General features: G+C 73.3%; 30 protein-coding genes. 16 read left to right on the forward strand and 14 right to left on the reverse strand.

Annotated features, from left to right (window positions below):
- Nucleotides 1-59: 59 nt before the first annotated feature.
- From ACIP93_RS24455 to ACIP93_RS24465, 3 genes are read right to left on the reverse strand one after another with little or no spacing between them, the layout of a single operon-like run.
- Complete coding sequence (locus ACIP93_RS24455; RefSeq protein ID WP_345226215.1) at nt 60-308, reverse strand: hypothetical protein; 249 nt, start codon at nt 306-308, stop codon at nt 60-62.
- A 10-nt stretch (nt 309-318) separates the two neighbouring features.
- Nucleotides 319-537 carry a hypothetical protein gene (locus ACIP93_RS24460; RefSeq protein WP_345226217.1) on the reverse strand — a complete coding sequence of 73 codons (219 nt, stop codon included), beginning with the start codon at nt 535-537 and terminating at the stop codon, nt 319-321.
- Between the two features lie 51 nt (nt 538-588).
- Nucleotides 589-1608 (reverse strand): acetamidase/formamidase family protein, encoded by a 1020-nt coding sequence (locus tag ACIP93_RS24465; RefSeq protein WP_401761681.1) that lies wholly within the window; start codon nt 1606-1608, stop codon nt 589-591.
- A 511-nt stretch (nt 1609-2119) separates the two neighbouring features.
- On the opposite strand from ACIP93_RS24465, the gene ACIP93_RS24470 reads away from it, so the two are divergent.
- The 4 genes from ACIP93_RS24470 (at nt 2120) to ACIP93_RS24485 (ending at nt 4522) form a co-directional block, all read left to right on the forward strand.
- A complete protein-coding gene (locus tag ACIP93_RS24470) occupies nt 2120-2389 on the forward strand; it encodes a hypothetical protein (protein ID WP_401761683.1) in 270 nt (89 codons plus the stop codon).
- 159 nt (nt 2390-2548) lie between these two features.
- Nucleotides 2549-3610 (forward strand): acyl-CoA desaturase, encoded by a 1062-nt coding sequence (locus tag ACIP93_RS24475; protein ID WP_401761684.1) that lies wholly within the window; start codon nt 2549-2551, stop codon nt 3608-3610.
- 82 nt (nt 3611-3692) lie between these two features.
- Nucleotides 3693-3875 (forward strand): hypothetical protein, encoded by a 183-nt coding sequence (locus ACIP93_RS24480; RefSeq protein WP_345226225.1) that lies wholly within the window; start codon nt 3693-3695, stop codon nt 3873-3875.
- Nucleotides 3876-3979: 104 nt separating this feature from the next.
- Nucleotides 3980-4522, forward strand: coding sequence for an MOSC domain-containing protein (locus ACIP93_RS24485; RefSeq protein WP_401761685.1), 543 nt, complete (start codon nt 3980-3982; stop codon nt 4520-4522).
- A 153-nt stretch (nt 4523-4675) separates the two neighbouring features.
- Here ACIP93_RS24485 and ACIP93_RS24490 read toward each other — a convergent pair whose 3' ends face one another.
- Complete coding sequence (locus ACIP93_RS24490) at nt 4676-5521, reverse strand: hypothetical protein (RefSeq protein ID WP_401761687.1); 846 nt, start codon at nt 5519-5521, stop codon at nt 4676-4678.
- 122 nt (nt 5522-5643) lie between these two features.
- A complete protein-coding gene (locus tag ACIP93_RS24495; RefSeq protein ID WP_345226230.1) occupies nt 5644-5931 on the reverse strand; it encodes a hypothetical protein in 288 nt (95 codons plus the stop codon).
- A 165-nt stretch (nt 5932-6096) separates the two neighbouring features.
- Between ACIP93_RS24495 and ACIP93_RS24500 the strand changes: the two genes are divergently transcribed.
- Entirely contained in the window at nt 6097-6987 is an 891-nt protein-coding gene (locus ACIP93_RS24500; protein WP_401761690.1) for an oxygenase MpaB family protein, read from the forward strand.
- A 27-nt stretch (nt 6988-7014) separates the two neighbouring features.
- Here the strand turns inward: ACIP93_RS24500 and ACIP93_RS24505 are convergent, their stop codons facing one another.
- Nucleotides 7015-7632: a class I SAM-dependent methyltransferase gene (locus ACIP93_RS24505; protein WP_401761692.1), complete on the reverse strand. Its 618-nt coding sequence runs from the start codon at nt 7630-7632 to the stop codon at nt 7015-7017.
- A 147-nt stretch (nt 7633-7779) separates the two neighbouring features.
- Between ACIP93_RS24505 and ACIP93_RS24510 the strand changes: the two genes are divergently transcribed.
- The 5 genes from ACIP93_RS24510 to ACIP93_RS24530 all read left to right on the forward strand — a co-directional run bounded on the left by ACIP93_RS24510 (nt 7780) and on the right by ACIP93_RS24530 (nt 10841).
- On the forward strand, nt 7780-8184 hold the full coding sequence (locus ACIP93_RS24510; RefSeq protein ID WP_401761693.1) for a DUF742 domain-containing protein: 405 nt from the start codon (nt 7780-7782) through the stop codon (nt 8182-8184).
- Between the two features lie 62 nt (nt 8185-8246).
- Entirely contained in the window at nt 8247-8906 is a 660-nt protein-coding gene (locus ACIP93_RS24515; RefSeq protein ID WP_401761695.1) for a GTP-binding protein, read from the forward strand.
- A 143-nt stretch (nt 8907-9049) separates the two neighbouring features.
- A complete protein-coding gene (locus ACIP93_RS24520) occupies nt 9050-9445 on the forward strand; it encodes a roadblock/LC7 domain-containing protein (protein WP_345226239.1) in 396 nt (131 codons plus the stop codon).
- Nucleotides 9446-9580: 135 nt separating this feature from the next.
- Nucleotides 9581-10666, forward strand: coding sequence for a DUF6397 family protein (locus ACIP93_RS24525; protein WP_401761697.1), 1086 nt, complete (start codon nt 9581-9583; stop codon nt 10664-10666).
- Nucleotides 10626-10841, forward strand: a complete 216-nt coding sequence (locus ACIP93_RS24530) for a hypothetical protein (RefSeq protein WP_345226244.1) — start codon at nt 10626-10628, stop codon at nt 10839-10841. Before ACIP93_RS24525 ends, ACIP93_RS24530 begins: the two co-directional genes overlap by 41 nt.
- On the opposite strand, the gene ACIP93_RS24535 is transcribed toward ACIP93_RS24530, so the two are convergent.
- Together ACIP93_RS24535 and ACIP93_RS24540 are read right to left on the reverse strand one after the other, a co-directional pair.
- Nucleotides 10823-11305, reverse strand: a complete 483-nt coding sequence (locus tag ACIP93_RS24535) for a YchJ family protein (protein ID WP_401761699.1) — start codon at nt 11303-11305, stop codon at nt 10823-10825. The two genes, ACIP93_RS24530 and ACIP93_RS24535, sit on opposite strands and share 19 nt — an antisense overlap.
- A gap of 90 nt (nt 11306-11395) precedes the next feature.
- The gene (locus ACIP93_RS24540; protein WP_345226247.1) at nt 11396-11770 is read right to left on the reverse strand and encodes an RNA-binding S4 domain-containing protein; all 375 of its coding nucleotides are present in this window, start codon (nt 11768-11770) and stop codon (nt 11396-11398) included.
- Nucleotides 11771-11969: 199 nt separating this feature from the next.
- Here ACIP93_RS24540 and ACIP93_RS24545 point away from each other — a divergent pair, with 199 nt between their 5' ends.
- On the forward strand, nt 11970-12200 hold the full coding sequence (locus ACIP93_RS24545) for a hypothetical protein (RefSeq protein WP_401761701.1): 231 nt from the start codon (nt 11970-11972) through the stop codon (nt 12198-12200).
- A 91-nt stretch (nt 12201-12291) separates the two neighbouring features.
- On the opposite strand, the gene ACIP93_RS24550 is transcribed toward ACIP93_RS24545, so the two are convergent.
- From ACIP93_RS24550 to ACIP93_RS24560, 3 genes are all read right to left on the reverse strand, one after another.
- Nucleotides 12292-13008, reverse strand: a complete 717-nt coding sequence (locus ACIP93_RS24550) for a DUF2470 domain-containing protein (protein ID WP_345226251.1) — start codon at nt 13006-13008, stop codon at nt 12292-12294.
- Between the two features lie 118 nt (nt 13009-13126).
- Nucleotides 13127-13747 (reverse strand): L-threonylcarbamoyladenylate synthase, encoded by a 621-nt coding sequence (locus ACIP93_RS24555; RefSeq protein ID WP_345226254.1) that lies wholly within the window; start codon nt 13745-13747, stop codon nt 13127-13129.
- Nucleotides 13748-13819: 72 nt separating this feature from the next.
- Nucleotides 13820-14611, reverse strand: coding sequence for an SDR family NAD(P)-dependent oxidoreductase (locus tag ACIP93_RS24560; protein ID WP_401761704.1), 792 nt, complete (start codon nt 14609-14611; stop codon nt 13820-13822).
- Between the two features lie 130 nt (nt 14612-14741).
- Here ACIP93_RS24560 and argG point away from each other — a divergent pair, with 130 nt between their 5' ends.
- Nucleotides 14742-16199, forward strand: a complete 1458-nt coding sequence (gene argG, locus ACIP93_RS24565; protein ID WP_345226259.1) for an argininosuccinate synthase — start codon at nt 14742-14744, stop codon at nt 16197-16199.
- Between the two features lie 142 nt (nt 16200-16341).
- On the opposite strand, the gene ACIP93_RS24570 is transcribed toward argG, so the two are convergent.
- Together ACIP93_RS24570 and ACIP93_RS24575 are read right to left on the reverse strand one after the other, a co-directional pair.
- On the reverse strand, nt 16342-17544 hold the full coding sequence (locus ACIP93_RS24570) for a nitrate/nitrite transporter (protein WP_401761706.1): 1203 nt from the start codon (nt 17542-17544) through the stop codon (nt 16342-16344).
- 73 nt (nt 17545-17617) lie between these two features.
- The gene (locus ACIP93_RS24575; protein ID WP_401761707.1) at nt 17618-19351 is read right to left on the reverse strand and encodes an MFS transporter; all 1734 of its coding nucleotides are present in this window, start codon (nt 19349-19351) and stop codon (nt 17618-17620) included.
- Nucleotides 19352-19641: 290 nt separating this feature from the next.
- Here ACIP93_RS24575 and ACIP93_RS24580 point away from each other — a divergent pair, with 290 nt between their 5' ends.
- Both ACIP93_RS24580 and ACIP93_RS24585 read left to right on the forward strand, forming a co-directional pair.
- A complete protein-coding gene (locus tag ACIP93_RS24580) occupies nt 19642-20631 on the forward strand; it encodes a GNAT family N-acetyltransferase (RefSeq protein WP_401761709.1) in 990 nt (329 codons plus the stop codon).
- Between the two features lie 81 nt (nt 20632-20712).
- Complete coding sequence (locus ACIP93_RS24585) at nt 20713-21894, forward strand: acyl-CoA dehydrogenase family protein (RefSeq protein WP_345226268.1); 1182 nt, start codon at nt 20713-20715, stop codon at nt 21892-21894.
- Nucleotides 21895-22035: 141 nt separating this feature from the next.
- Here the strand turns inward: ACIP93_RS24585 and ACIP93_RS24590 are convergent, their stop codons facing one another.
- Nucleotides 22036-22998 carry a pyridoxal-phosphate dependent enzyme gene (locus ACIP93_RS24590; protein ID WP_401761710.1) on the reverse strand — a complete coding sequence of 321 codons (963 nt, stop codon included), beginning with the start codon at nt 22996-22998 and terminating at the stop codon, nt 22036-22038.
- A 294-nt stretch (nt 22999-23292) separates the two neighbouring features.
- Here ACIP93_RS24590 and ACIP93_RS24595 point away from each other — a divergent pair, with 294 nt between their 5' ends.
- Nucleotides 23293-24192 carry a TauD/TfdA family dioxygenase gene (locus tag ACIP93_RS24595; protein WP_401761712.1) on the forward strand — a complete coding sequence of 300 codons (900 nt, stop codon included), beginning with the start codon at nt 23293-23295 and terminating at the stop codon, nt 24190-24192.
- A gap of 298 nt (nt 24193-24490) precedes the next feature.
- Nucleotides 24491-25900 (forward strand): family 2B encapsulin nanocompartment shell protein, encoded by a 1410-nt coding sequence (locus tag ACIP93_RS24600; protein WP_401761714.1) that lies wholly within the window; start codon nt 24491-24493, stop codon nt 25898-25900.
- The last annotated feature ends 45 nt before the right edge of the window (nt 25901-25945 follow it).

Consider the following 25945-nt stretch of genomic DNA (forward strand, 5'->3'; position numbering starts at 1 on the left):
CAGCCCCTTTGACTGTTCCCTCGGACCGGGGCAGCCCTCCGACTGCTTCCCGGGCCGGTTCAGCCCTCCGACTGCGCGGCGATGATCAGCTCCTTCATCAGCTCGCGGCTCAGCTCCGGATCGTCCTCGAACGGCAGCCAGTCGCGCCCGCACCGGCACCGCATCCGCACCACGTCGCCCCACCTGCCCCCGGCCGAGAAACCGGTGACGGCCGCGCAGCCGGGGCACGCCATCGGTCCCTCGCCCGCCACCACGATCGGCGCGAGCATCTCGATCGACCAGGGGTCGAGCAGTTCGAACTCCTCCACGACCGCGCGCCTACCGGGGCGGGATCTCGCCGAGCTGGGCGCTCAGCGTCCGCAGATCGCCCGCGGAGATCCCCGAAAGGGCCGCCACCTCCTCGACGTCCGCCCCGGCCCGGGCGGCTGCCACGGCCTCGGTCTCGACGTCCGCACGGGCCGCGTTCAGCGCGACCTCGGCCTCCTGCAGGCGCTGCACGGCCAGTTCCAGCGGAGCCAGGCTCTTCTCGGTGTCCATGCTGCGGATACTGGCACGGCGGAGGAGCACACGGCCAACCGGAGGTGCGGGTCAGCCGAGGGCGCCGAGCGTCCCGGCCACCTGCCGCAGGTGCCGGTGCAGCCCCCGGTGCGGGTCCCCGGGCGGCAGCCACTCCTTGCGGATCTTGGCCACGCACGTGTAGTTCGTGTCGCACACGTTCGCCAGCGGCGCTTCGCCGGCCTGACTGACGAGCTGGTACGCGTCCAGCTCGGACAGCCCGTAGTCGCGCGCCAGCCACCTCACCAGATCGAGCTGCGAGATCCGGAACGCGTCCTCCAGGGGCCGCGCGGACCCCGTCGACAGCAGATGCGTGTCCGACTCCAGCCGCGGCCACGGCGTCGCCACCCCCTTGAGCAGCTCCACGACCACCACCGTGTTCATCGCGCACTCCACCGCCACGCCACAGGTCTCGCCCTCGCCCTGCCGGGCGTGCCCGTCGCCCAGGCTGAGCAGCGCGCCCGCCACGTTGACGCCGAGGTAGCAGGTGACCCCCGCCCGCATCTCCGGGGTGTCCATGTTGCCGCCGTGCGCGTCGGGCACCAGCGCCGAGCGCACCTCCAGATTCGCCGGGGCCACCCCCACCGTGCCGTGCATCGGGTCCATCGGCAGCTCCACCTCGATGCCGCTGTCCCGCGCCCGGAACAGACAGGTCCGCCGCTCACGGTCCAGCTCCCACATCCACACCACCTCCGGCAGCGGCGCCTGCAGGGAGGCCGTGGTGTGCGTGGACGTGAGCGCGCCGAACAGCGGTACCGTCGTCGACGCCGCCCAGTCGCGGGCCGGTTCGATCGACACGAAGTGCACCGCCACCGTGTCGCCGGGCTCGGCGCCCTCCACGTGGAAGGGGCCCGTCTGCGGATTCAGGAACGGGAACTCGCACACCTGCGAGACGAGATCCTTCTCGGAGCGCACCCGCCCCGCGAAACAGTCCTCGGTGTACAGGTCGAGCACCGTGCCCGGTGCGATCCGCGCGACGGGTGCGGCCCCGCCGAACGTCCAGGCGTAGTCGCCCTCCTGCGGTCGTACGGTCACCACGCGGGGATCGGTCATCGCTGCGCTGCTCCACTTCCGGGGCGGGACGGGTCGGAACCTTGGTACAGGCCGCCCGGAGGACCGTCCAGAGGCACGCGGCCGGTCGGCGCCGCCCGCCGAGGGGCAGGACGGTGCCGCGACCGGCCGCACAGGAGGCGGAATGTCGCGATCCGTCACGGGCCGGGCCGCAACTTCGGTACGGGGGTCGCGAGTCGCCCCCGTACGGCCGACCCTGGAGGGTATGGCCACGCCGCCCGCACCTCCTCCGCACCAGCCGCCCGGAACACCGCCGCAAGGAGGCTTCGGCCCCCCTCAGGCCCCGCCTCCCGGGCCCCCTTCCGGACCCCCTCCGGGGCCGCCTCCCGGGGGGCCGCCGTACGATCCGCCGCCCGGTCCGCCGGGAGGCTTCGGCCCGCCGACGGCCGGGGGAGGGCACGGGTGGCCCCCAGAGGGCCCGCCCCCGCCCGGTCCCGCAGGGCCGCCCGGCGGGGGCGGCGGCGGGCGGCGCCCGCTGCTGATCGTGCTCGCCGTGGTCCTGGCGATCGCCGCCGCGGTGGCCGTCGTCCTCGTGCTGACCGGCGACAACGGTGCGAAGGAACCCGGCGCACCCACGACGACCAGCCCGGCGCCGAAGCCCACCTTCCACCTGCCGTCGGAGTTCCCCACCGGCCTCCCGTCGGGCTTCCCGACGGAGCTCCCCTCGGCATTCCCCACCGAACTGCCGAGCGGCTTCCCCTCGGACCTCCTCTCCGGCCTCCCGTCCGATTTCCCCTCCGACTTCGGCACCTCCTTTCCCTGACACCCGCGCCGGTGCACGCCCGCCTCCGGGTGTCACGGGGGAAAGCCCCCCACCGGGTCCGGGTGGTGCCGTCATGGCCGCGACAGGCCCCGCTCCGTAGCTTTTCCGGTAGACGCGCGCCGCAGAGGCGAAGCGCGCCGCCACAGACCGGAGCCCCACATGCCCCAGGCCGTCGACGCCGCACCGGCGCCCTCCGCCGGAACCACCCCGGGAAGCGACTTCGCCCCCCTGCTGCGCACGGTCAGGGGACAGGGACTGCTCGACCGCCGGCACGGCTGGTACACCGCCCGCGTCCTCGTGAACCTGTGCTCGCTGGCCGCCGTGGTCACCGGCGTGGTCCTGCTGGGACACAGTGGGTGGGTGCTCCTGCTGGCCGTCCCGTTCTCCCTGGTGTGGACCCGCGCCGCCTACCTGAGCCACGACGCCGGGCACGCGCAGATATCGAGCAGCCGCCGCACCGGCAGGTGGATCTCCCTCACCCACGCCAATCTGCTCCTCGGCATGAGCCAGGCGTGGTGGAACGAGAAGCACAACAAACACCACGCCAACCCCAACCACGTCGACAAGGACCCGGACGTGGGCGTCGGCGCACTGGTCTGGACCCAGCAACAGGCCGCCGGACGCGCGGGGTTCGCCCGCTGGCTCACCCGCAACCAGGCCCGGCTCTTCTTCCCCATGCTGCTCCTCGAAGGCATCGCCCTGAAGGTGTACGGATTCCAGGACCTGCGCCGCCAGGACCGGCGCGAGGCGAGGACGGAAGGCGCCCTCCTCCTCACGCACCTCGCCCTCTACGCGGCGCTCCTGCTGACCACGATGGCCCCGCTGACGGCGCTCGCCTTCGCCCTCCTGCACCACGCCCTGTTCGGGCTCCAGCTCGGCATGGCCTTCGCCCCCAACCACAAGGGCATGGAGATGCCCGACCCCGACGGCGAGCGCTGGGGGCACCTGCGCCGCCAGGTGCTCACCTCGCGCAACGTGCGCGGCGGTCCCGTCACCGACTGGTTCCTCGGCGGCCTGAACTACCAGATCGAGCACCACCTGTTCCCGAACATGCCGCGCCCCCACCTGCGGCTCGCGCAGCCCCTGGTACGCGACCACTGCCGCGAGGCCGGCATCCCGTACACCGAGACGGGACTCCTCGACTCCTACCGGCAGGCGCTCCGCCACATGCACGAGGTCGGCGCACCGCTGCGTGAGGAGCCCCGTCCCCCGAACGTGTGAACCAGGGCGGGAGGGAACCACACCGGCCCGCACTGCGTTGTCTCAGGCAGGAGCGGCGACAGCCGCGAAGGAGGCGTCGAAGATGTCGAAGAGTTCGAAGGTCGCGGCCGGCGGTGTCGTCGTGGGCATCGCCCTCATCTGGTTCATCGGTTTCTGGCCCGCCCTGCTGGTCATGGTGGGCGTGCCCGTCGCCGCCTACCTGATGCTGGACAAGACCCAACGGCGTAGGCTGCAGCGCATCACCCGCAAGGAGCTCGGCCGCTGAGGCCCCGCCCGCCCGGGCGCCCGGCCGCTCCTGCCGGAAGACGCCAGAACCGTCCGTACCAAGGTCAGGAACGATCATCGGTCCGGGAGGAGGGGAGCCCCGTCATGGGCGCGGCAGTCACGGCGGTCAGCAGCAACGGCACCCACACGTTCACCAAGCCCGACCGCGACAGCATCACCCTGCTCGCCGGGCTCGGCGTCGAGGGCGACGTCCACTGCGGCGAGACGGTCAAGCACCGCTCCCGCGTCGCCCAGGACCCCACCCGGCCCAACCTTCGCCAGGTCCACCTCATCCACCGGGAACTCTTCGACGAGGTGGGCGAAGCGGGCTTCGACGTCGGCCCCGGCCGGCTCGGGGAGAACGTCACCACCAGCGGCATCGACCTCCTCGCCCTGCCGACCGGCACCCTGCTGCGGCTGGGCGAGGAGGCGGTCGTGGAGGTCACCGGCCTGCGCAACCCCTGCCTGCAGATCGACGCCTTCCAGGACGGGCTGCTCAAGCAGGTCGTCGGCCGCGACGCGGAGGGCAAGGTCGTCCGCAAGGCCGGAATCATGAGCGTCGTGCGCACCGGCGGCGTGGTCCGCCCGGGCGACCCCAACACCGTCGAACTGCCCCCCGCCCCGCACCGCCCGCTCGAACGCGTCTGAGTACTCGCCACCGCCCGCCCGGACGCGACGGACATCCCGCACCGCCCGCTCGTACGCATCCGACGCTCGCCGGCACCGGCGCCCGGCCAGGGCGCGTCCGACACTCCTCACCGCCGAGCTCGGACGCGTCAGGCCCCCAGCCCGGCGCGGGCGTCAGGACGGCCGCGCCGCCAGCTTCTCCAGCGACTCCAGCAGCCCCGGCAGTTCGGCCCCCCGTCCCACCGGCAGGAGCTCTCCGGGCTCGTCGTCGAGCAGCAGGAAGGCGATGTCGTCGGTCCTGGCCACGAACGACCAGCCCGGGCCGTCCGCCCGCAGTGTCCGCGCCCCGCCCGGGGCGAACGCCGACCGCACCCGCCCGGCCGGCGGCGGGTCCGCGACGTACCCGTGCAGGGCGTCGATCACCCGGCGCACCAGCGGATGGAGCTCGCCCTCGGTGCCCTCGAAGGTGTCCGACGCGCTCTGCTCGTCGAGCCGGCCGCGCCAGGTCGCCCACTGCCGGGCGATCTCGTCGGCGCCCAGCCGGCGCTGGGCGGGACCCCACTCCCCGGTGTCGGGCGGCGTCAGCAGCGGCCCGTCCGGGGAGCCGTCGGGCAGTTCGGGGTCGTGCGGCGCGGGAACACCGGGAGCGGCGACCGCGAGGGCGAGCGGCCAGCCGGGCAGAGCCGCCACCACCGAGCGTTCCGGCGGCGACAGGTCGTACTCCATGCCGCAGTCCCACGCGGCGATCGCCACCGCCACCAGGGACACGTCGTCCACGACCACCGTCCAGCGCGCCCCGGACCCGTCCTGCCCGAGCACCAGCCCGTAGCCGCGCTCGTCGGGCGCCAGGCCGAGCGCCCCGCACGCCTCAGGGAAGTCGTCGCCGAGCACCGCGGGGAACTGCGCGGGCGTGAGCAGCACCGCCGTGAGCACGAACAGCTCGTCCTCCCCGGCAGTCTCCTGACGCGCGGCCGCCGTCTCCTGCGGGAAGTCGCCCCCGGCAGCTTCCGTCCCGGTCACAGCACCCTCCCCAGACGTTCGGTCGTCGGCGCACCTTAACCAGTGGGTAACCTGCGCGTCGAGAGGTGACGGCCGATCCGCTACGGGCCGCCCCGCACCCCGGGGTCGGCCCGCCGCCGAGGTCAGGCCGCGGGCAGACCGAGCAGGCTGCGGGCCACCCGCTGCGGCTCCTCGTCGCGCTCCCGGGCGAGCGCGATCACCGCCCGGCACGCCAGCTCCGTCACCCCGAACGACAGCGCCTCGGGCGACACCCAGCCCGCGGCCTCGTCGCTGCGCGGCTCGTCGTCCTCCACGCGGGCCGCCACGTACTCGGCGGCCGCCTCGAAGAGGTTGTGCGGACGTGCCGTCGGGGATTTCACCGGACGAGGCTCCTGCGAGGACCGGAAGAGCCGGGCGATTCTGTTCAGCATCCGCACCACATCCCGTGAGCCGTAGGTCTCGGATGCTCCAAGTGTGCCCCCTGGCCGTAGGGTTGAGCCGCCGCGGACCGTCCGCGATGGTGAGCGACAGTGCCTCGCGCGGTGCGGCGCGAGCAGGGACCGACCGCCGGAGGCGACCCGGCAGAAGGGCGACACATGGTGAAGCGCTACGACCGGCTCCGTCAGATCCGCCGACTCGACCCCGAGAAGGACTTCCTGCGGATCTACCGCCTGACGTCCACCTACGAATTCCCCTGGGACTTCACCCGGGCCCTGGAACTGGCCCTCTACCGCACCTACGCGGTCCCCTCCATCGGCCGCCTCCTCGCCGAGACCGCCGAGCTCACCGACCGCTCGCAGAAGCGCTACGACGACACCGCGCTGCTGCTGGACGCCGTCGTGGAACACGGTTTCGCCAGTGCGGAGGGGCGCACCGCCATCCAGCGCATCAACCGGATGCACCGCAGCTACGACATCAGCGACGACGACATGCGGTACGTCCTGTGCACGTTCGTCGTCACCCCCAAGCGCTGGATCGACGCCTACGGGTGGCGCAGGCTCTGCGACCACGAACTGCGTGCCTGCGCGGCGTACTACCGCACCCTCGGCGCACACCTCGGCATCCGGGAACTGCCGCGCACCTACGAGGACTTCGAGAGCTTCCTCGACAGTTACGAGGCCGAGCGCTTCGGCTGGGACGAGGGCGCCCGCAAGGTCTCCGACGCGACGCTCGACCTGATGGGCTCCTGGTACGGGCCCCTGGCACCCCTCGCGAAGGGGGCCAGCCTCGCCCTCCTGGACGATCCGCTGCTGCGGGCCTTCCGTTACGAACGACCGCACCCGGCGGCCCGCGCCGCCGTCCGGGGAGCCCTGCGGCTGCGCGGCCGGGCGGTGCGCCTGCTGCCACCGCGCCGCGCACCGCACTACGCCCGCCAGAACCCCGAGATCAAGGGCTACCCGGACGGGTACGACCTCGCCGCCCTTGGCACGTTCCCGGTGCCCGGCGTGCGCGGCTGCCCCGTACCGCACGGCCGACGCACCCCGTAACCCCCGGCTCACGCGCGACGCCCCGGCTCACTCCTCGCGGACGGCCAGCGCCAGATACCGGTCGTCCTCGTCGACGTACGACAGCAGACGCCACCCGGACCGCTCCAGGAGCGGCCGCAGCCGGGGTTCGGCCCGCAGGTCGTCCTCGGTGATCCGCCGCCCCTGGCGGGCCGCGAGGGCGGCCCTGCCCACCGGGTGGAACAGGGCCAGCAGCCCACCGGGACGCACCGTGCGGGCCAGCTCGCCGAGGTTCTCCCCGGGGCGGGGCAGATGGGAGATCAGCCCCGCCCCGAACACCGCGTCCAGCACGCCCGTACCGAGCGGCAGACGCGCCACGTCGGCCTGCAGGAGCAGGGCCCCGCGCCCGCGCCCCTTGCCGGCGGCCACGTCCAGCATCTCCCGGGTGAGGTCCGCGCCCAGCACCGTCCCGGCGCCGCCCACCGCCCGCCGCAGGTACGGCAGCGCCCTCCCCGTGCCGCAGCCCGCGTCCAGCACCGCGTCGCCCGGACCCAGCCCCAGCGCGGCCACGGCGGCCTCGTAGGCGGGACCGTCGTCGGGGAAGCGCTCGTCCCACCGGGCGGCACGGGACCCGAAGAACTCCTGCACCTGCGTCCGGTCGTGAACCCGCGTGTGGTCATTCGTCATGTCCACATGATCCCCCCGGGACACCCCGCGGCCACATTGCGCCGCCTTTCGAAAGGAGCCCCGGAAAGCCGAGGTCCCGGTACTACCGTCCACACCTCACAGGTGCGCAGCGCGCCGCACCCAGGCCGGAGCCGGAGAGACCCACGGATGACCGAGCATCAGAGGGCGGCCGAAGGCACCGACCAGTGGTACGACGCGGACGCGGGCCCCCTCGTACGCCCCTACGCCACGACCGCGACGGGTGCCGCCACCGGCACCGGAGGCCGCCACCTCGACCTGGTCGCCCACGTCACGGCGGCCGACGGAGCCGGTGCGCCCGACGCCTCCCTGCTCGGCCGCGAACACCAGGCGCTGCTCTCCCTGTGCCGCGGCGGCACGCACACCGTCGCGGACCTCGCGTCGTCCGTGGGGCTGCCCACCGGAGCCGTACGCACCCTCCTGAACGACCTGCTCAGCGCGGGCCGGCTGGAGCTGCGCGGGCCCGCCCGCCCCACCGCCCTGCCCGCCGGCCTCCCCTTGCAGGACGTCGTCGACGCCCTGCGCGCCCTGTGACGGACGCCCGGCGCCGGGCGGGCCCCTCCCGGCCTCCGACCCACCTCCGAAGGAAGCACCCGATGGCCCTCGACCGCAGCGACCGCCCGGACAGCACCGACCCCTCCCGCGCCGAGACCGCCGGCAGCCCGGGAGAGGGCGTCGAAGAGGAGGCCGCGCCGCTCGCCCTGAAGATACTGGTCGCCGGCGGATTCGGCGCCGGCAAGACCACCCTGGTCGGCTCGGTGAGCGAGATACGCCCGCTGCGCACCGAGGAGGTGCTCAGCGCGGCGGGGGAGTCGGTGGACGACACCGCCGGGCTCGACCGCAAGGCGGCGACCACCGTCGCCATGGACTTCGGACGCATCACCATCCGCTCCGGCCTGTCCCTGTACCTGTTCGGCACCCCGGGGCAGGACCGTTTCTGGTTCCTCTGGGACGACCTCTCGCACGGGGCGCTCGGCGCCGTCGTCATCGCCGACACCCGCAGGCTCGCCGACAGCTTCTTCGCCGTGGACTACTTCGAGGACCGCCGCATCCCCTTCGTCGTGGCCGTCAACTGCTTCGCGGGCTCGCAGACGTACGGGGCGCTCGAAGTCTCCCGTGCCCTCGACCTCGACCGGGGCACCCCGGTCGTGCTGTGCGACGCCCGGGACCGCGACTCCGGCAAAGAGGTGCTGATCCGGCTCGTCGAGTACGCGGGCCGTGTCCACACCGCGCGCATGCTCGACGCGATCAGCTGACCGGGCCTCCGGCACCCGCGACCGAACAGGCGTCTCCCTCCGTGATCCCGATCTGCTTGCCGCTGCGGCGACTGTGGGTAAGGCTTGCGGGAGAACAGGGGAAAACGGGAAACGGGGAACGACCGAGCGGGGAGAGCCGAAACATGGCACTGAGCAAGGGACTTGACTGGCTGCTGGACGACCTGACCAACCGGATCCAGCACGTCCGGCACGCCCTGGTCCTGTCCAACGACGGACTGGTGACCGGAGCGAGTTCGGGACTGGCACGACCCGACGCGGAGCATCTCGCCGCGGTCTCCTCGGGCTTGCACAGTCTGGCGAAGGGTTCCGGCCGGCATTTCGGGGCCGGAAAGGTGCGTCAGACGATGATCGAGTTCGATGACGGAGTCCTCTTCGTCACCGCCGCGGGCGAGGGCAGCTGCCTGTGCGTCCTGGGCGCGGCCGAGGCCGACTTCGGACAGGTCGCCTACGAGATGACGCTGCTCGTCAACCGCGTCGGCGAGCACCTCACAGTGGACGCACGCCAGCCGGGCTTCTGACTGACCCGTCAGAATCGCTGCTGACCTGCATGAACGCGCTCGGTCTGAGAGTTTTCCACAGGCCGGGCGCGGTCAGGTCCGCCCGGGCTACGGTCGTCACTGAGAGTGATGCCAACCGTACTGGGGAGGACCGTCGTGGCCGTACAGGAAATGCGGAAAGCCCGCGCCGAGGAGCACGCCGACCGGAATTCGGGCCGGCTGGGGCACGGAAGTGTCACCGCCGTGCGGGCGGCCCGGGAACTGGGCCTGAAGAAACGCGAGTTCGATCTCGCGGTGCAGCTCGGACGCATCCGCACCGTCGCCGACTGCGGCGGCGGACGGCGACGGGTGGCCCGCGAAGAGCTGGACCGGCTGCTGGAGTCGGAGCGGACGGCCACCCCGCTCGGGGAACGCCTGCGCACCGCGGGGACCAGCGAGGGGGCGGCGCTGCTGGGCATCGGGAGCGCGCGCTTCACCGGGCTCGCCCGCGCCGGGTACCTGCGGCCCGTGCGCTTCTACCTCAACCGCTACCGGGCGGTCGTCTGGCTCTACCTGGTGGAGGAACTGACCGACTTCGCGGCCCGGCACCCGGAGCTGCTCCGGGGCGGCTACCCGCCGGCCATGCGCGCCGTCCTCGCCGCGGGGGAGGACCGCCGGCCGCGGAACTGGCGCAGCCGACGGCTCGGTGAGTTCCTGTCCCGCACCGAGGACCCCTGGGAGCAGGCCGCCCTCTTCAGCTCACTGCTGGAGCCCGACCGGGTCGCCCGGGTGGTGGACACTCCGCGGGAGGCGGACCGTCTCGCCGGGCTGCGCGCCGGGCTCGTCGCGGCGGAGCCCCGCGGCCCCGCCGCCCGCGAAGCGGTGCACAAGCTGCTGGTGGCCGACGATCCCGACGAGGCCGACTGGATCGTGCTGAACCTGGCGATGTCACTCGACGAGGCACGGGCGCGCGACGAGGCACGGGCGTGCGACATGACCCGGGCCTGTGACGCGACACGGCCGAAGGAGGGAGCACGGGTCAAGGCGGAGACGCCGGTCAAGCAGGCACGGGCGGCGGCGGACCCGGTGAAAGTCTCCCGGCACACCGGGTCCGGCTGCTGCGCGGTCTGGACCGCGTGCCGTGGCGGTCGTGGAAGGCGTCGGCGAGGAGGTGGGCCGGGGGCAGCCGGGAGCCGCGGGCACATGAGGCACACTGAGCGACGTGTCTTCTCCTCGCCGTGTCTGTCCCGTGTGCCGTCGTGAGATCGCCGTCGTCGCCGCGCGCTTCGCCCGTCACGACCCGCCGGGCGCGCGCGGTACGACGGAGCTGATCTCCTGCCCCGGTTCCCGGACCACCGCACCGCTCGGCTCGGCCGTGCAGCCGTCCCTCGACGGCTACGCGGTACCGGAGTTCCCCGGTCAGCTCCCGCTGTTCTGACCGTCCAGGTACGTCCAGAGCCCGTCGACGCGTACGAACCGGCTCACCTCGTGCTGGCTGCCGGCCTCGCCCTCATGGACGTAGTGCGCCCGGAACTCCACGACCCCTTCCTGGTGGAAGGCGCTGCCGCCCTCGGTGCGCAGGATCTCCAGCCCCGCCCACCGCATCGCGGGTTCCAGGTCCAGGCCGGCCGGCCGGGTCGTCGGATGCCAGGTCCGCAGGAGATAGGGCACGTCGAGGACCACGAAGGCGCTGTAGCGCGAGCGCATCAGCCGCTCGGCGGTGGGGGCGACGGCGTCACCGCGGTGGAAGCGGCCGCAGCAGTCCCGGTACGGCTCCGCGCGCCCGCACGGGCAGGGGCTGCCGCCGGGGCCGGCCGGAACGGGCGCGGACCGGGGGGAGCGGGCCGGTCCGGCAGCCGCGGAGGACGTACGGGAAGGACGGGAGCGTGAGGCCTTGGACATGTGCCCATCTTCTCCGACCCGGCCGGGGCCCGGTCCCGCACCCCGGCGCGCCCGCCCGGCAGGGGGCCGCACCGCATCCGGCCCGTGGGCTCAGAGACCCCCGCGCAGTTGCTCCCACTCCCGGCGATCGCGCTTGGTCGGACGGCCCGCACCACGGTCGCGCACACCCGCGCCCATCGCCTCGCGCGGCGGACGCGGCGCGCTCTTGTCGACATAGGCCTCGGCGGCCGGTGCGGCGCCCACACGCTTGCGGATGAGCTGGGACACGATCACGACGCGCTCCCAGCCCTCCTGCCGCACCCGCACCTCGTCGCCGATCCGCACCGACTGGGCGGGCTTGACCCGCTCGCCGTTGAGGCGCACGTGCCCGGCCCGGCAGGCCGCGGCGGCAGCCGACCGGGTCTTGGCCAGCCGCACCGACCACACCCAGCTGTCGATCCGTACCGTTCCCGTCTCCGAAGCCATGCGGCCACCCTAATACCGCAGGGCGTCGCGCAGGCCGGTCAGCGACGGCCGGACTGCTTCCCGGAAGCCGGTGCGCCGCGGCCCGCCCGGGGCCGGGGGAGCGCCCCCGGCCCCGCGTGCGAAAGCGGCGCCCGCGCTGCCTACTGGGAGCAGGACTGGCCGCCCCCGGTCAGCCTTCCACCCGCCGGGAGGTCCCGCCATGTTCCGCCCCCGCCCCGCCTCCGCGGCCGTCGCCACCGCCCTGCTCGCCACCGGCCTCCTGTCCGGCGCCGCGGCGGCCGACCGCCCCGGCCCCGGTGAGGACCGCTGCGCCGTCATCCAGCACGACCTCGACGCCTACCGGCGCGGCGAGGTCCAGTACTACGCCGATCCCGAGCCGGCCTGGCGGGCGGAGGCCGCCCGGCTCGGCTGCGAGATCTGCGGGCTCTGACGACGCGGGGAGGCAGCGTCAGAGCCCGCAGGCCTCACCTCGGGAGCCGCAGACCGCAAGAGCAGCCGGGCGCCCGGACCGCGCCCCCGGTTCAGGCCGGCAGCCGGTTGGGGTGCGACATCCGGCGCGCCGCCCGCAGCAGCCCCTGGATCTGCGGGCCCGCCTGCTCCACCCCGGTCACCGGCGTGGGGAAGGCCAGCCGTACGTCGGCGTGCGCACGCGGGTACTCCAGACGCAGCGTCAGCCCGTACCGGTCCATCGCCACCGGCATCGCCCGCGTCAGATCGGCGGTCCGGGGCGCACGCACCAGACGCAGCAGCAGCGGCACCAACTCGGCGTGCGCGTCGAGCAGATGGGTCAGCATGCCCGCCTCGCAGGTGGCCAGCGGATCCACGACCGCCTGCTCCAGCTCTTCGAGGGCGACGAACGCCCGCCCGTCCGCGTCCTCGATCACCGCCTGCCCGAACTCCATGCACGTACTGCCCTGGTGCGCCTCCGTGGCGTCGAAGGGCGCGGCGAGCAGTCCGGTGACCGTCACCCGGCAGCGCACCCGGTCCCGTACCGGAGTGGGCGCGACATCGGTGAACTCCAGCCGTACGGGGATGCGCCGGTGCCCGGGGGAGGGGGACGCCTCGTCGGTGGGCTCGTGGACGTGGACGCGGCTCATCACGCCCTCCCCGTCGAGCCTGCGGACCTCCGTGTGCACACCGTCGCTGACGACGGTCATCGAGTGGGCGGCGGCCAGGACGGACCTGGCCCGCTCGGCGTTGGTCGGCTGCTGGGCGCGGGAGGGGCGGGGCAGGCGCATGCGGGATCTCCAAGAGGCAACGGCAGGACGCCGGATCGAGCAACTTAGGTAAGCCTAACCTAATGCTCTTCCGGTGGCTGCGTCACGACGCGGACCGACCGCGTTCCGCTCCCGCGGCCTACTCGAAACGCTCGGTGTCCCCGGCGCCGCGCCGGACGATCTCCGCCTCGCCGCCCGAGAAGTCGACGACCGTCGTCGGCACCGTTCCGCAGTCGCCGGAGTCGATCACCGCGTCCACGACGTGGTCGAGCCGCTCCTTGATCTCCCACCCCTGCGTCATCGGCTCCTCCTGGTCGGGCAGCAGCAGCGTGCTCGACACCAGCGGCTCGCCGAGCTGCGCCAGGAGCGCCTGTGCGACGACGTGGTCGGGGATGCGCACCCCCACCGTCTTCTTCTTCGGGTGCAGCAACTGGCGCGGCACCTCCTTCGTCGCGGGCAGGATGAAGGTGTAACTGCCCGGCGTCGCCGCCTTGATGGTGCGGAACACCCGGTTGTCGAGCTGCACGAACTGCCCGAGCTGCGCGAAGTCGTGGCAGACCAGGGTGAAGTGGTGCCGGTCGTCCAGGTTCCGGATGGTCCTGATCCGGTTGATGCCGTCCTTGCTGCCGAGCTGACAGCCCAGCGCGTAACAGGAGTCCGTCGGATACGCGACCAGCGCGCCCGCCCGGATGCTGTCGGCCACGCTCGCGATGGTGCGCGGCTGGGGGTTCTCGGGGTGCACGTCGAAGTACTTGGCCATCTGCCGAGTCTAGGCGATCACCGCATTCCCGCCCGGCGGCGCCCGCCCCGGCGCCGGACCCCCTTCCCGCCGCTACTCGGCGGGCAGCCCGTCCATCGTCCGCCGCATCGCCATGTTGCTCACCAGCAGCCCGCCGTCCACCGGCAGCGTCACCCCGGTGATCCACGACGCGTCCGCCGAGGCCAGGAAAGCGACCGCCGCCGCGACGTCCTCCGGCTCCCCGAGCCGCCCCAGCGGATAGTGCGCGGGCAGTGCGTCCAGCGGCGTCTCCCGCCCCTCCCAGGCCCTCGTGCGGACGGTTCCGGGCTCCACGACGTTGACGCGCACCCCGCGCGGCGCGCACTGCACGGCCAGCGTGCGCGTGAGGGAGGCCAGGCCCGCCTTGGCCGCGCTGTAGGCGTGGTTGCCGAAGTGCCGCTCGGCGTTGACCGAGCCGATGTTGACGACCGCGCCGCGCCCTCCGGCCGCCGCCAGGTGCGGCAGGGCGGCGCGCACGCAGCGGAACGCGCCGTGCAGGCTCACCTCGAAGTCCTCGTACCAGGGGCCGTCCGGCGTCTCCTCGAAGAGCGCGGGTTCCGCATGACAGGCGTACGCGTTGTTGACCAGCACGTCCAGCCGCCCGAAGGCCTCGACGGCCGCCCCGACCGCCGCCTCCACCGCCGTCCGGTCGACGACGTCGCACGCCCGTGCCAGTGCCGACCCGCCCTCCGCGCGGATCGCCGCGGCCACCCGCCCGGCGCGCGCCTCGTCCCGGTCGGTGACGAGCACCCCGGCCCCTTCCCTCGCGAACCGCCGCGCGGTCGCCTCCCCGATGCCCTGGCCCGCGCCGGTGATGAGTACGCCGTGTCCGCCGAAACGTGTCATGCCCGAAACCGTAGGCACGCGGCCCGCCCCGGCGAGCCGTTTTGCGCAGAAACTCGTACACCCGTCCGAAGTCGGCCGTGTCACACCGAACGACTTTGCATGGGCATGCATCTTTATGCATACTCTTCCTATGTCTAAGGTCCTCACCTCCCTCCCCGCCGGCGAGCGCGTCGGCATCGCCTTCTCCGGTGGTCTCGACACCTCCGTCGCGGTCGCCTGGATGCGCGACAAGGGTGCCGTCCCGTGCACCTACACCGCCGACATCGGCCAGTACGACGAGCCCGACATCGCCTCGGTGCCCGGCCGCGCCCAGGCCTACGGCGCCGAGCTGGCCCGCCTGGTCGACTGCCGCGCCGCACTGGTCGAGGAGGGCCTGGCCGCACTCGCCTGCGGCGCGTTCCACATCCGCTCCGGCGGCCGCGCCTACTTCAACACCACCCCGCTGGGCCGCGCCGTGACCGGCACCCTGCTGGTGCGGGCGATGCTGGAGGACGACGTCCAGATCTGGGGCGACGGCTCCACCTACAAGGGCAACGACATCGAGCGGTTCTACCGCTACGGCCTGCTCGCCAACCCCCACCTGCGGATCTACAAGCCCTGGCTCGACGCGGACTTCGTCACCGAGCTCGGCGGCCGCAAGGAGATGTCGGAGTGGCTCCTCGCCCACGACCTGCCCTACCGGGACTCCACCGAGAAGGCGTACTCCACGGACGCCAACATCTGGGGCGCCACCCACGAGGCCAAGATCCTGGAGCACCTCGACACGGGCGTCGAGACCGTCGACCCCATCATGGGCGTCCGGTTCTGGGACCCCTCCGTCGAGATCGCCGCCGAGGACGTGACGATCGGCTTCCGGCAGGGCCGCCCGGTCACGATCAACGGCAAGGAGTTCGCCTCCGCCGTCGACCTCGTCATGGAGGCCAACGCCATCGGCGGCCGCCACGGCATGGGCATGTCCGACCAGATCGAGAACCGGATCATCGAGGCCAAGAGCCGCGGCATCTACGAGGCCCCCGGCATGGCCCTGCTGCACGCGGCCTACGAACGCCTCGTCAACGCCATCCACAACGAGGACACCCTCGCCCAGTACCACAACGAGGGCCGGCGGCTCGGCCGCCTCATGTACGAGGGCCGTTGGCTGGACCCGCAGGCGCTGATGGTCCGCGAGTCCCTCCAGCGCTGGGTCGGCGCGGCCGTCACCGGCGAGGTGACGCTGCGGCTGCGGCGCGGCGAGGACTACTCGATCCTCGACACCACCGGCCCGGCCTTCTCGTACCACCCGGACAAGCTGTCCATGGAGCGCACCGAGGACTCGGCCTTCGGACCGGTCGACCGGATCGGCCAGCTCACCATGCGCAACCTCGACATCGCCGACTCGCGCGCCAAGCTGGAGCAGTACGCGGGCCTCGGCCTGATCGGCTCCTCCGATCCGGCGATCGGCGCGGCCCAGGCCGCCTCGACCGGTCTGATCGGCTCGTCGATGCCGGACATGCCGGAGGGCGGGGCGCAGGCCATCGCCTCGCGCGGCGAGGTCTCCGCCGAGGACGAGGCGCTGGACCGCGCCGCCATGGAGTTCGGCACGGACTGATCCTGCCCGCCCCGGCCGTGAGGCCCCGTCGGACGCGCACGCCGTCCGACGGGGCCTCACGGCGTGACGCGGTGCGGCAAGCGCCTCCGTACGGGCCCCCGGACCGTGCCACGGCCGCGCGGGACTACGGGTGGCTACGGGGCTATGGCGAGGGAGGCCGGACGCGCATCCGCTCGTACGCGTACACGCACCCGGCCAGCGCCAGGTCCGACAGCAGCATGAAACCGATCGAGTACGAGTCCTTGGCGCTGTAGATTGCGCCCATCAGCAACGGCGGCAGGAACCCGCCGAGCCCGCCCATCGCCCCGACGATGCCCGTGACACTGCCCACCTGGGCCTGCGGAGTCACCTGCGCCACCAGCGCGAAGACGCTGCCGCCCGCCGCCCCGAGCCCCGCCGCCATCGACAGCAGCGCGATCGTCCCCAGCGGCCCAAGGGCCGGGTCGAAGGCCTGCACGACGGCGAACACCGCCACTGCCGCCAGCGCGCCCGCCGTCACCGCGGCCGGGTGGAAGCGGTCCGACAACCGCCCGCCGATCGGCCGGAAGACCACCGTGACCAGGGCGAACCCGGCGGCCTTGGTGCCCGCGTCGGTCGGCGACAGCTCGTACCAGGTCTTCAGATACGTCGGCAGGTACACGCCGAACGCGACCACACCGCCGAACCCGATCGCGTACAGCGCCGACAGCTCCCACGTCACCCGCAGTCTGCCCGCCCGCCCCAGCCGGGAGGCGAGCGAGGCCGTCGGCACCGTGCGGTCCGGCGGGTCCGTGAGCAGCACGGCCGCCAGCACGGCGAAGACGGCGAGCGCCACGGCCACCACCACGAAGGGCAGATTCTCCCCGTGTGCCGCGATCCGCGGCGTGAAGTACCCGGACAGCGCCACCCCGCCCGTGCCCATGCCGAACACGCCCAGCGCGAACCCCCTGCGGGAGGGCGGGAACCACGAGTTGACCAGCGGAACCCCGATCGCGAACGTCGTTCCGCCCAGCCCCAGCAGGAACCCGACCAGCAGCAGCACGAGATAGCTGTCCCGCGCCGGAATCAGCAGCAGCACCGGCACGATCGTCAGCGCGGACACCAGCGGGAACATCAGCTTCGCGCCGAACCTGTCGGTCAGCGCGCCCGCCGGGATGCGCCCCACCGACCCCACCAGCACCGGCACCGCCACCAGCAGCGACTGCTGGAACGAACTGAGCCCCAGCCGGTCCCGGTAGTCGGCCGCCAGCGGAGCGATCAGGTCCCACGCCCAGAAGGTGAGCGTGAACCCCAGCGTGGCCACGAGCAGATTCCGGTACGCGGCGGCCGGGGGCCGGACGGCCGCGGGCTCGGGTGCATGGTCCATCCCTCCAGTGAAGGAGCCGCGGGGCCCGCGGTCGCGGGGGAGTGGGCCGTACGCGGTACCCGGGCCCGCGTCCCTACCCCGGGGCGACCTCCTCGGCGGCCTCCAGCGCCAGGTCCAGGTGTACGGCCCGGTCCTCCCCGGAGTGGGTGGCCGCCGCCGCACGCGGAGCGTGACCGGGGGCCCTCGCCGCGAGGATGTACGGGCCCCGCGCCGGGACCGCGAGCACGTACCGGCCCGCCGCGTCGGTCACGGCGGTCCCGGCCCGGCGTCCGCCCCGGTCGAGCAGGGTCACCCGGGCGCGGGCGACGGGCGCGCCCTGCGCGCCCACGACCCTGCCCCGGAAGGCCGCGAGGGCCTCCTCGGCCCGCGCGAGGACCGCGTCCTGCTCGCTGCCGGCCCGCAACTGCCCGGCCGGCCCGCGACGGCCGGGCAGGAACAGCGCGAGCAGCACACCGGCGACGACCGCACCGGTCGCGATCAGGAACGAGAGGCGGAAGCCGTGCAGGGTGGGCACCGCCACCCCGCCCACGTGGTCGGCCGTGTCGGCCAGCACCATGCCGATGACCGCCGACGACACCGAGGTGCCGATCGACCGCATCAGGGTGTTGAGCCCGTTGGCCGCGCCCGTCTCGGACGGGTCGACCGCCCCGATGATGAGCGCGGGCAGCGAGGAGTAGGCGAGCCCGATGCCCGCGCCGACGACCACCGAGACGACGACGGTCTGCCAGGCGGCGCTCATCAGGCCGAGCCCGGCCCCGTACCCGATCGCGATGACCAGCAGCCCGAGGATCAGCGTGACCTTCGGCCCGAACCGCGCCGAGAGACGGGCGTACACGGGTGCGGTGAACATCATCGTCAGGCCGAGCGGGGCCACGCACAGCCCCGCCACGACCATCGACTGGCCGAGCCCGTGCCCGGTCGCGGACGGAAGCTGGAGGAGCTGGGGCAGCACCAGCGAGATCGCGTAGAAGGCGACACCGACCATGACCGAGGCGAGGTTGGTGAGCAGCACCTCGCGCCGGGCGGAGGTGCGCAGGTCGACCAGCGGGGCCTTCAGCCGCAGCTCCAGCACGCCCCACCCGAGGAGCACCAGGAGGGCCGCGCCGAACAGGCCCAGCGTGGTGCCGCTGCCCCAGCCCCAGTCGCTGCCCTTGGTGAGGGGCAGCAGGAGCAGGACCAGGCCCAGCGTGAGGCCGAGGGCCCCGGGCACGTCGAAGCTGCCCCGGGCGCGCAGCGGACTCTCCGGGACGACGAGGAGCGTCAGCAGGATCGACAGGACGCCGAGCCCGGCCGCGCCGAAGAACAGCGCGTGCCAGTTCGCGTGCTGGGCGACGAGGGCGGCGACCGGCAGCGCGAGCCCGCCGCCCACGCCGATGGAGGAGGACATCAGCGCCATGGCCGAGCCCAGCTTCTCCGGGGGCAGCATGTCGCGCATCAGTCCGATGCCGAGCGGAATGGCGCCCATGGCGAAGCCCTGGAGCACCCGGCCCGCGATCATCACCAGCAACTGATCGGTGAGACCGCAGATCAGCGACCCCACCACCATGACCGCCAGGCTGGTGACCAGCATCCTGCGCTTGCCCGCGAGATCGCCGAGCCGGCCCATGACCGGCGTGGCCACGGCGCCGGCCAGCAGGGTCGCCGTCATGACCCAGGTGGCGTTCGAGGGGGAGGTGTCGAGGAGCGCGGGCAGGTCCTTGATCACCGGTACGAGCAGGGTCTGCATGACCGCGACGACGATTCCGGCGAAGGCGAGGACAGGGACGACGCCGCCCGTCCGGCGCGTGGAAGTCGTCGGCTGTGGCATGGGAAGGGGCCTCCGGGGAGCGGTCTCGGGCGGGAACGGGCAACAGGCCGGGGGCCGGCCAGGAGTCGCCGGCAGGGTACGTGCCACTCGAACCTGTTTCCTGGGGCGACTATTCCGAGGATTCCCCCGCGACCGCGTCCTTGACCGTCCGTTGACCGCGCACCGTGGCCGGCCGCCCCGGGAGCCTGCGGCGCTGCCCCGAAATGCCGTCCTTGTCCTGATGATGATTTGATCGTTCCAGGCCCCGGGGCACCCCACCGGGGCGCTCGCACCCGAAAGGACGGCAGACCATGCAGGGACAGCACGCCATCACCGTGGAGGGCCTGGAAACCCGCCCCCTCACCGAGGACGCGGTCCCCGCCTGGCTGGAACTCCACGAAGCCGTCGAACGCACCGACCGCACCGGCGAACACGTCGGCGCCGCCGAACTCGCCGAAGCCCTCGACGACCCCAAACTCGACCTCCGGCAGGACAGCCTCGCCCTCTGGGAGGGGCCGCGCATGGTCGCGTACGCCCTCCTGCACACCCCGCACGGCGCGGTCGACGCGGCACGCTTCGGCGCGGACGCCGCGGTGCACCCCGACTGGCGCAGGCGCTCCATCGGCACCCGGCTCGTCACCTGGCTCCACGACCGCGCGCGGGAACGGTACGCGGCCGACGCGGAACTCTCCGCCCTGAACGGCGAACTCCTCCTCGGCGGCACAGCGGGGGACGAGGGACTGCGCAAGCTGGCCGCCGCGTGCGGCTTCACACCCGTCCGCTGGTGGTTCTTCATGAAGCACCCGCTCCAGGACCTCCAGGAGCCGCGCCCCGCCCCCGAGGGCACCCGCATCGTCCCGTACGACACCGCGTACGACGAAGGCACCCGGCTCGCGCACAACGACGCCTTCCGCGACCACTGGGACTTCGCCCGCCTCGACGCCGCCGACTGGAAGACCTGGGTGACCGGCGTCAGCGCCTTCCGGCCCGCCCTGTCCCGGCTGCTGGTCGCGGGCGACGAGGTCGTGGCCTACCTCCTGGCGGAGGAGAACGAGGCGGACACCAGGGCGACCGGCAGCCGCGACTGCCACGTCGGCTACCTCGGTACGCGCAGGGCCTGGCGCGGCCGGGGCGCGGCCCCCGCCCTGCTCGCCGACCTGCTGCGCGCGGCCGCCGACGCCGGGTACGACACGGCCTCGCTCACGGTCGACACCGCGAACCCCAGCGGCGCGCTCGGCTTCTACGAACAGACCGGATTCGTGGCCGACCGCGAGTCCGTGACGTACGCGCGACCCCTCTGAGGGCGGCGCGCGCATCCCCAATGGATCACCGGGTACGAGGTCGGGCACCTTGGCTCACCGAACGGTCGTGGAGGCGGACGCATGGCGGACAACCTGCTGGAAGAGGACCTGTACCGATTCGAGGAACTCCTCGACGACACGGAGCGCGAGACCCTCCACCGGGTCCGCGAGTTCCTGCGCGACGAGGTCGCCCCGCACGCCGACACCTGGTGGGGCAAGGCGTCCTTCCCCCACCACCTGATCCCGCGCTACGGCGAGCTGGGCATCGCGGGCATGGCCTACGAGGAATGCACGGACACCCCCGCCAGCAGCCTCCTCAACGGCTTCGTCGCGCTGGAGATGGCCCGCGTCGACGCCTCCCTGGCCACCTTCTACGGAGTGCACTCCGGCCTCGCCATGGGCAGCATCGCCCGCTGCGGCTCCCCGGAGCAGCGCGAGCGCTGGCTCCCCGCGATGGGCCGCATGGAGAAGGTCGGCGCGTTCGCCCTCACCGAACCGCAGGGCGGCTCCGACGTTGCGTTGGGCCTGCGCACCACCGCCCGCCGCGAGGGCGACACCTGGGTCCTCAACGGCCAGAAGCGGTGGATCGGCAACGCCACCTTCGCCGACCTCGTGGTCGTCTGGGCCCGTGAGGAGGGCGAGGACGGCGGCGTCCGGGGCTTCGTCGTCGACACCGCCACCCCCGGCTTCCGCGCCACCCTCATCGAGAATAAGATCGCCCTGCGCACCGTCGAGAACGCCGACATCGTCCTCACCGACTGCCGCGTTCCCGAGGAGAACCGCCTCCAGGAGGCGAACGGCTTCCGCGACACCGCCGACGTCCTGCGCCACACCCGCAGCGGCGTCGCCTGGGAAGCCGTCGGGGTGATGCTCGCCGCCTACCGCATCGCCCTCGACTACACCCGCGAACGCGAGCAGTTCGGCGGCCCCGTCGCCCGCTTCCAGCTCGTGCAGGACCTCCTGGTGCGCATGCTCAGCGACGCCACCTCCTGCCTCGGCATGGTGGTACGGCTCGCCCAGCTGGAGGACGCGGGCACCTTCCGCGACGAACACTCCGCCATGGCGAAGGCGCACTGCACGACCCGGATGCGCGAAGTCGTCGGCTGGGGCCGCGAACTCCTCGCGGGCAACGGCATCGTCCTCGACTACGGCATCGGCCGCTTCGTCGCCGACGCCGAGGCCCTCTACTCGTACGAAGGCACCCGGGAGATCAACACCCTGATCACGGGGCGTGCGGTGACCGGCCTCGGCGCGTTCGTCTGAAACCCGCGCGGCCGGCCCGGGCCCCCGCCCCCGGCTCGGCCACGACCCCGGCCGTCGGGGGAGTGGCGCCGGGGGCGCGGGCCGCCGCCCGGACGGCCCCCGGCGCTCCCGCCGACGCCCGGACCCTCCCGGCCGGCCTGTTCAACGCGCGCACAGCTCCGCGAAGCGCCGGGCGTCGATGTTCCCACCGGACACGATCACGCCCACCCGGTCCGGCAGGTCCCCGATCCGCCCCGCCAGCAGCGCGGCAAGCCCGGTCGCCCCGCTCGGCTCCACGACGATCTTCAGCCGCTCGAAGGCGAACCGCATCGCCTCCCGGATCTCGTCGTCCGTCACCAGCACCACCTCGTCCACCAACTGCCGGTTGACCGCGAAGGTCAGCTCGCCCGGACTCTGGATCGCCTGCCCGTCGGCGATGGTGCGCGGCACCGGCACCGTGACCCGCCGTCCCGCCTCCAGCGACCGCTTGGTGTCGTCCCCCGCCTCCGGCTCGACCCCGACCACCCGGGTGTTCCGGTACAGCCCCTTGACCACCGTGGAACTCCCTGCGATGAGGCCGCCGCCGCCCACCGGGGACACCAGCGCCCCGAGCTCGCCGCTCTCCTCGACCAGCTCCAGCGCGACCGTGCCCTGCCCGGCCATGACGTGCGGATGGTCGTACGGCGGGACGAGCGCCAGCCCGCGTTCCGCCGCCAGGGTGCTGCCGAGCGCGATCCGGTCACCCGCGTATCTGTCGTACGTGACGACCTCCGCCCCGTACCCGAGAGTCGCCTCCACCTTCGACCTCGGGGCGTCCTCGGGCATGAGGATCACCGCGCTCGTCCCGAGCTCCCGGGCCGCCAGCGCGACGGCCTGCGCGTGGTTGCCGGACGAGAAGGCCGCCACCCCCTTGGCGAGCTGTCCTGGAGAGAGCCGGGAGATCGCGTTGTACGCACCACGGATCTTGAAGGCGCCGATCCGCTGGAAGTTCTCGCACTTCAGGTGCACCTGGGTGCCGACCAGCTCGTCCAGCGTGCGCGAACGCAGCACGGGGGTGCGGTGCACGGCACCCTTCAGCCGGGCGGCGGCGTCGCGTACGTCGTCCAGAGTGATGGGGAGGGTCATCTGTGTCCTTCGCTCGGGAGCTCGATGAGGGGCGTCTTCCGGTACGTCACAGTGCTGCGCCGGTACAACGTCCTTGTCCCGCGGCGGTGTTCCCGGACGGCGGGGAGGGACGAGCGACCGGTGAGCCCGCTGCGTCCCTCCCGCGGCATGCCGTCGGGGAGGGCGCCCGCGCACGTGCCGCCGCGCACGCCGACCCACCGGTGCGTCCGCTCCCCGGCCCGGTGGCGCTTCGCCGCTGCCGGGCGGGGAAGGGATGCCCTCGTGGTTCCTGACCGCACGACGCCAGGGGTGCTCATGGGGAAGTTCGTCGCCGCCTCAGGACCGCACGCGTGGGAACCGGCAGCCCTGAGCGAGCGGGACTGGCTGATCCATCTGCCCGACGCCCGCCCCGCGACGGCCCCCACCGCCCGATCGGCCCCCACGTGCCTGCCGCCCGGCCCGGCCGCCCGCCTGCTCGCCGCCCTGCGCGAGGGGCCGGGATTCGCCGTGCTGCGCGGCCTGCGGCTGGACGGGCTCGACGACCAGGCCTGCGCGGAACTCGGCCGACGGATCGCCGCGCTGGCGGGCACTCCGCGCCCCCACGAATCCGCCGCACCCGGGGACCACCTGCTCAGCACCGCCCCCCTCGCCACGGCCCCGCCGCCGGCCGCCCCCACGGGCCCCGCGGACACCCAGGACCCCATGCCCGAAGTCCCGGCACTCGCCCCCCACACCGACCGTGCCGGTCCGCCCGGCCCCCCGCACTTCCTCGCCCTGCTGTGCGTGCGGCCCGCGCCGACCGGCGGCGCCTCACTGCTGATCAGCGCCACCACCGTGCACGACAGGCTCGCGGCCCGTCACCCCGGCCAACTGGCCGCGCTGTACGCGGACTTCCACTTCGGCGCGGAACCCGGCCTCGCACGCACCGGCCCCGTCTTCGCCCGCCACGACAGCCGGCTCGCCGTCCACTACAACAGGCACCAGATCGAACGCGGCCACCACGCGGCGGGCGTCCCGCTCGGCGAGGCCCGGACCCGCGCCCTCGACGCCTTCGACGGCGTGCTCGCCGACCAGGACCTCGCCCTCCGGGTGCCCCTTCGCCGCGGTGACCTCCTCCTGCTCGACAACACCGCCGTACTGCACGGCCGTACCGCTTTCACCGACCACCCCGACCCGTCGCGCCGACGCTGCCTGACCCGGTCCTGGGCGGACTGACCGCCGTCCCGGGGGCACCCCGCCGGACTCCGCCGAAGCGACCCGGAGCCGAGGGGGAAGTCCGCTTCGGCGTGGCCGGATCACGTCGTCCCCAGGGCAAACATTCTGCGGGCGCGATCATCGTATCGAGTTAATGTCACCGGATTTCGCGGGCCGAAGGGCCGTACCCGTGGCTACTGTTCCACGGTGTCCGGGCCGATTCCCCGGCCTTTGACCCCCCTTCTGCCCCTTTGCCCGCCGGGCGGGCGTACCCCACCGGCATCCCACCGAGTCGACCTGCCCAAGGAGAAGCCGCCCGATGAGCCTGGAAACGAGCCCCGAACGGCACGTGGAGACACCCCAGCAGGCCCTGAGCACCGGTGCCGCCCGCAATCTCGCCACCACCACCAAGTCCGCCCCGCAGATGCAGGAGATCACCTCCCGCTGGCTGCTGCGGATGCTCCCCTGGGTGGAGACCAAGGGCGGCGCGTACCGGGTGAACCGCCGCCTGACGTACACCGTCGGCGACGGGCGCGTCGAATTCGTCCAGGACGGCGCCCACGTGCGCGTCATCCCCCGCGAACTCGGCGAACTCGCCCTGCTGCGCGGCTTCGACGACGAGGACGTCCTGACCGCGCTCGCCGACCGCTGCGAGCAGCGCGACTTCCGCGCGGGCGAGACGCTCGTCGAACGGGGCGCCCCCGCCGACCGGCTCCACCTCATCGCCCACGGCCGCATCAGCAAGAAGGCCGCCGGCAAGTACGGCGACGAGCAGGAACTGGCCGTACTCGCCGACGGCGAACGCTTCGGCGACCAGGCCCTCCTGGACTCCGACGCCCGGTGGGAGTACACCGCCACCGCCGAGACCGCCGGCACCCTGCTCACCCTGACCCGCGACGCCTTCGAGTCCGTGCGTGCCTCCGCTCCCGCCCTGCACACGCACATCGAACGGATCCGGTCGCTGCCGCGCCAGCGCCAGAACCACAAGGGCGAGGCCGAGATCGCCCTGTCCGCCGGCCACACCGGCGAACACGCACTGCCCGGCGCGTTCGCCGACTACGAGGCCCGGCCCCGCGAGTACGAACTCTCCGTCGCGCAGACCGTCCTGCGCGTCCACTCCCGCGTCGCCGACCTCTACAACGGCCCCTTCCACCAGACCTCCGAGCAACTGCGGCTCACCGTGCACGCGCTGCGGGAGCGCCAGGAGTACGAGCTGATCAACAACCGGGAGTTCGGACTCCTGCACAACGCCGACTTCAAGCAGCGCATCCAGCCCCGCACCGGCCCGCCCACCCCCGACGACCTGGACGAACTCCTGTGCCGCCGACGGGGGTCCAAGTTCTACCTCGCCCACCCCAGGACGATCGCGGCGATCGGCCGCGAGTGGAACGCCCACGGCCTCTGCCCGGACCAGGTCGACCTCGGCGGAGAGCCGGTGCGGGCCTGGCGCGGCGTGCCGATCCTGCCCTGCGACAAGATCCCGATCGCCGACGACAACACCAGCTCCATCCTCATCATGCGCACCGGCGAGGACGACCAGGGCGTCATCGGCCTCCACCAGACCGGCCTGCCCGACGAGTACGAACCGGGCCTCTCCGTCCGCTTCATGGGCATCAATGAACAGGCCCTGCTCTCCTACCTGGTCACCACCTACTACTCGGCCGCCGTCCTCGTCCCGGACGCCCTCGGCGTGCTGGAGAACGTCCAGATCGGCCACTGGCGCACCTGACCGGCTCCCCGCCCCGCCCTTCCGCCCCCTCGGACAAGGAGCCCC

Origin of the sequence: Streptomyces sp. NPDC088745, from assembly GCF_044751045.1 — a bacterium.
GTDB lineage: Bacteria > Actinomycetota > Actinomycetes > Streptomycetales > Streptomycetaceae > Streptomyces > Streptomyces cremeus.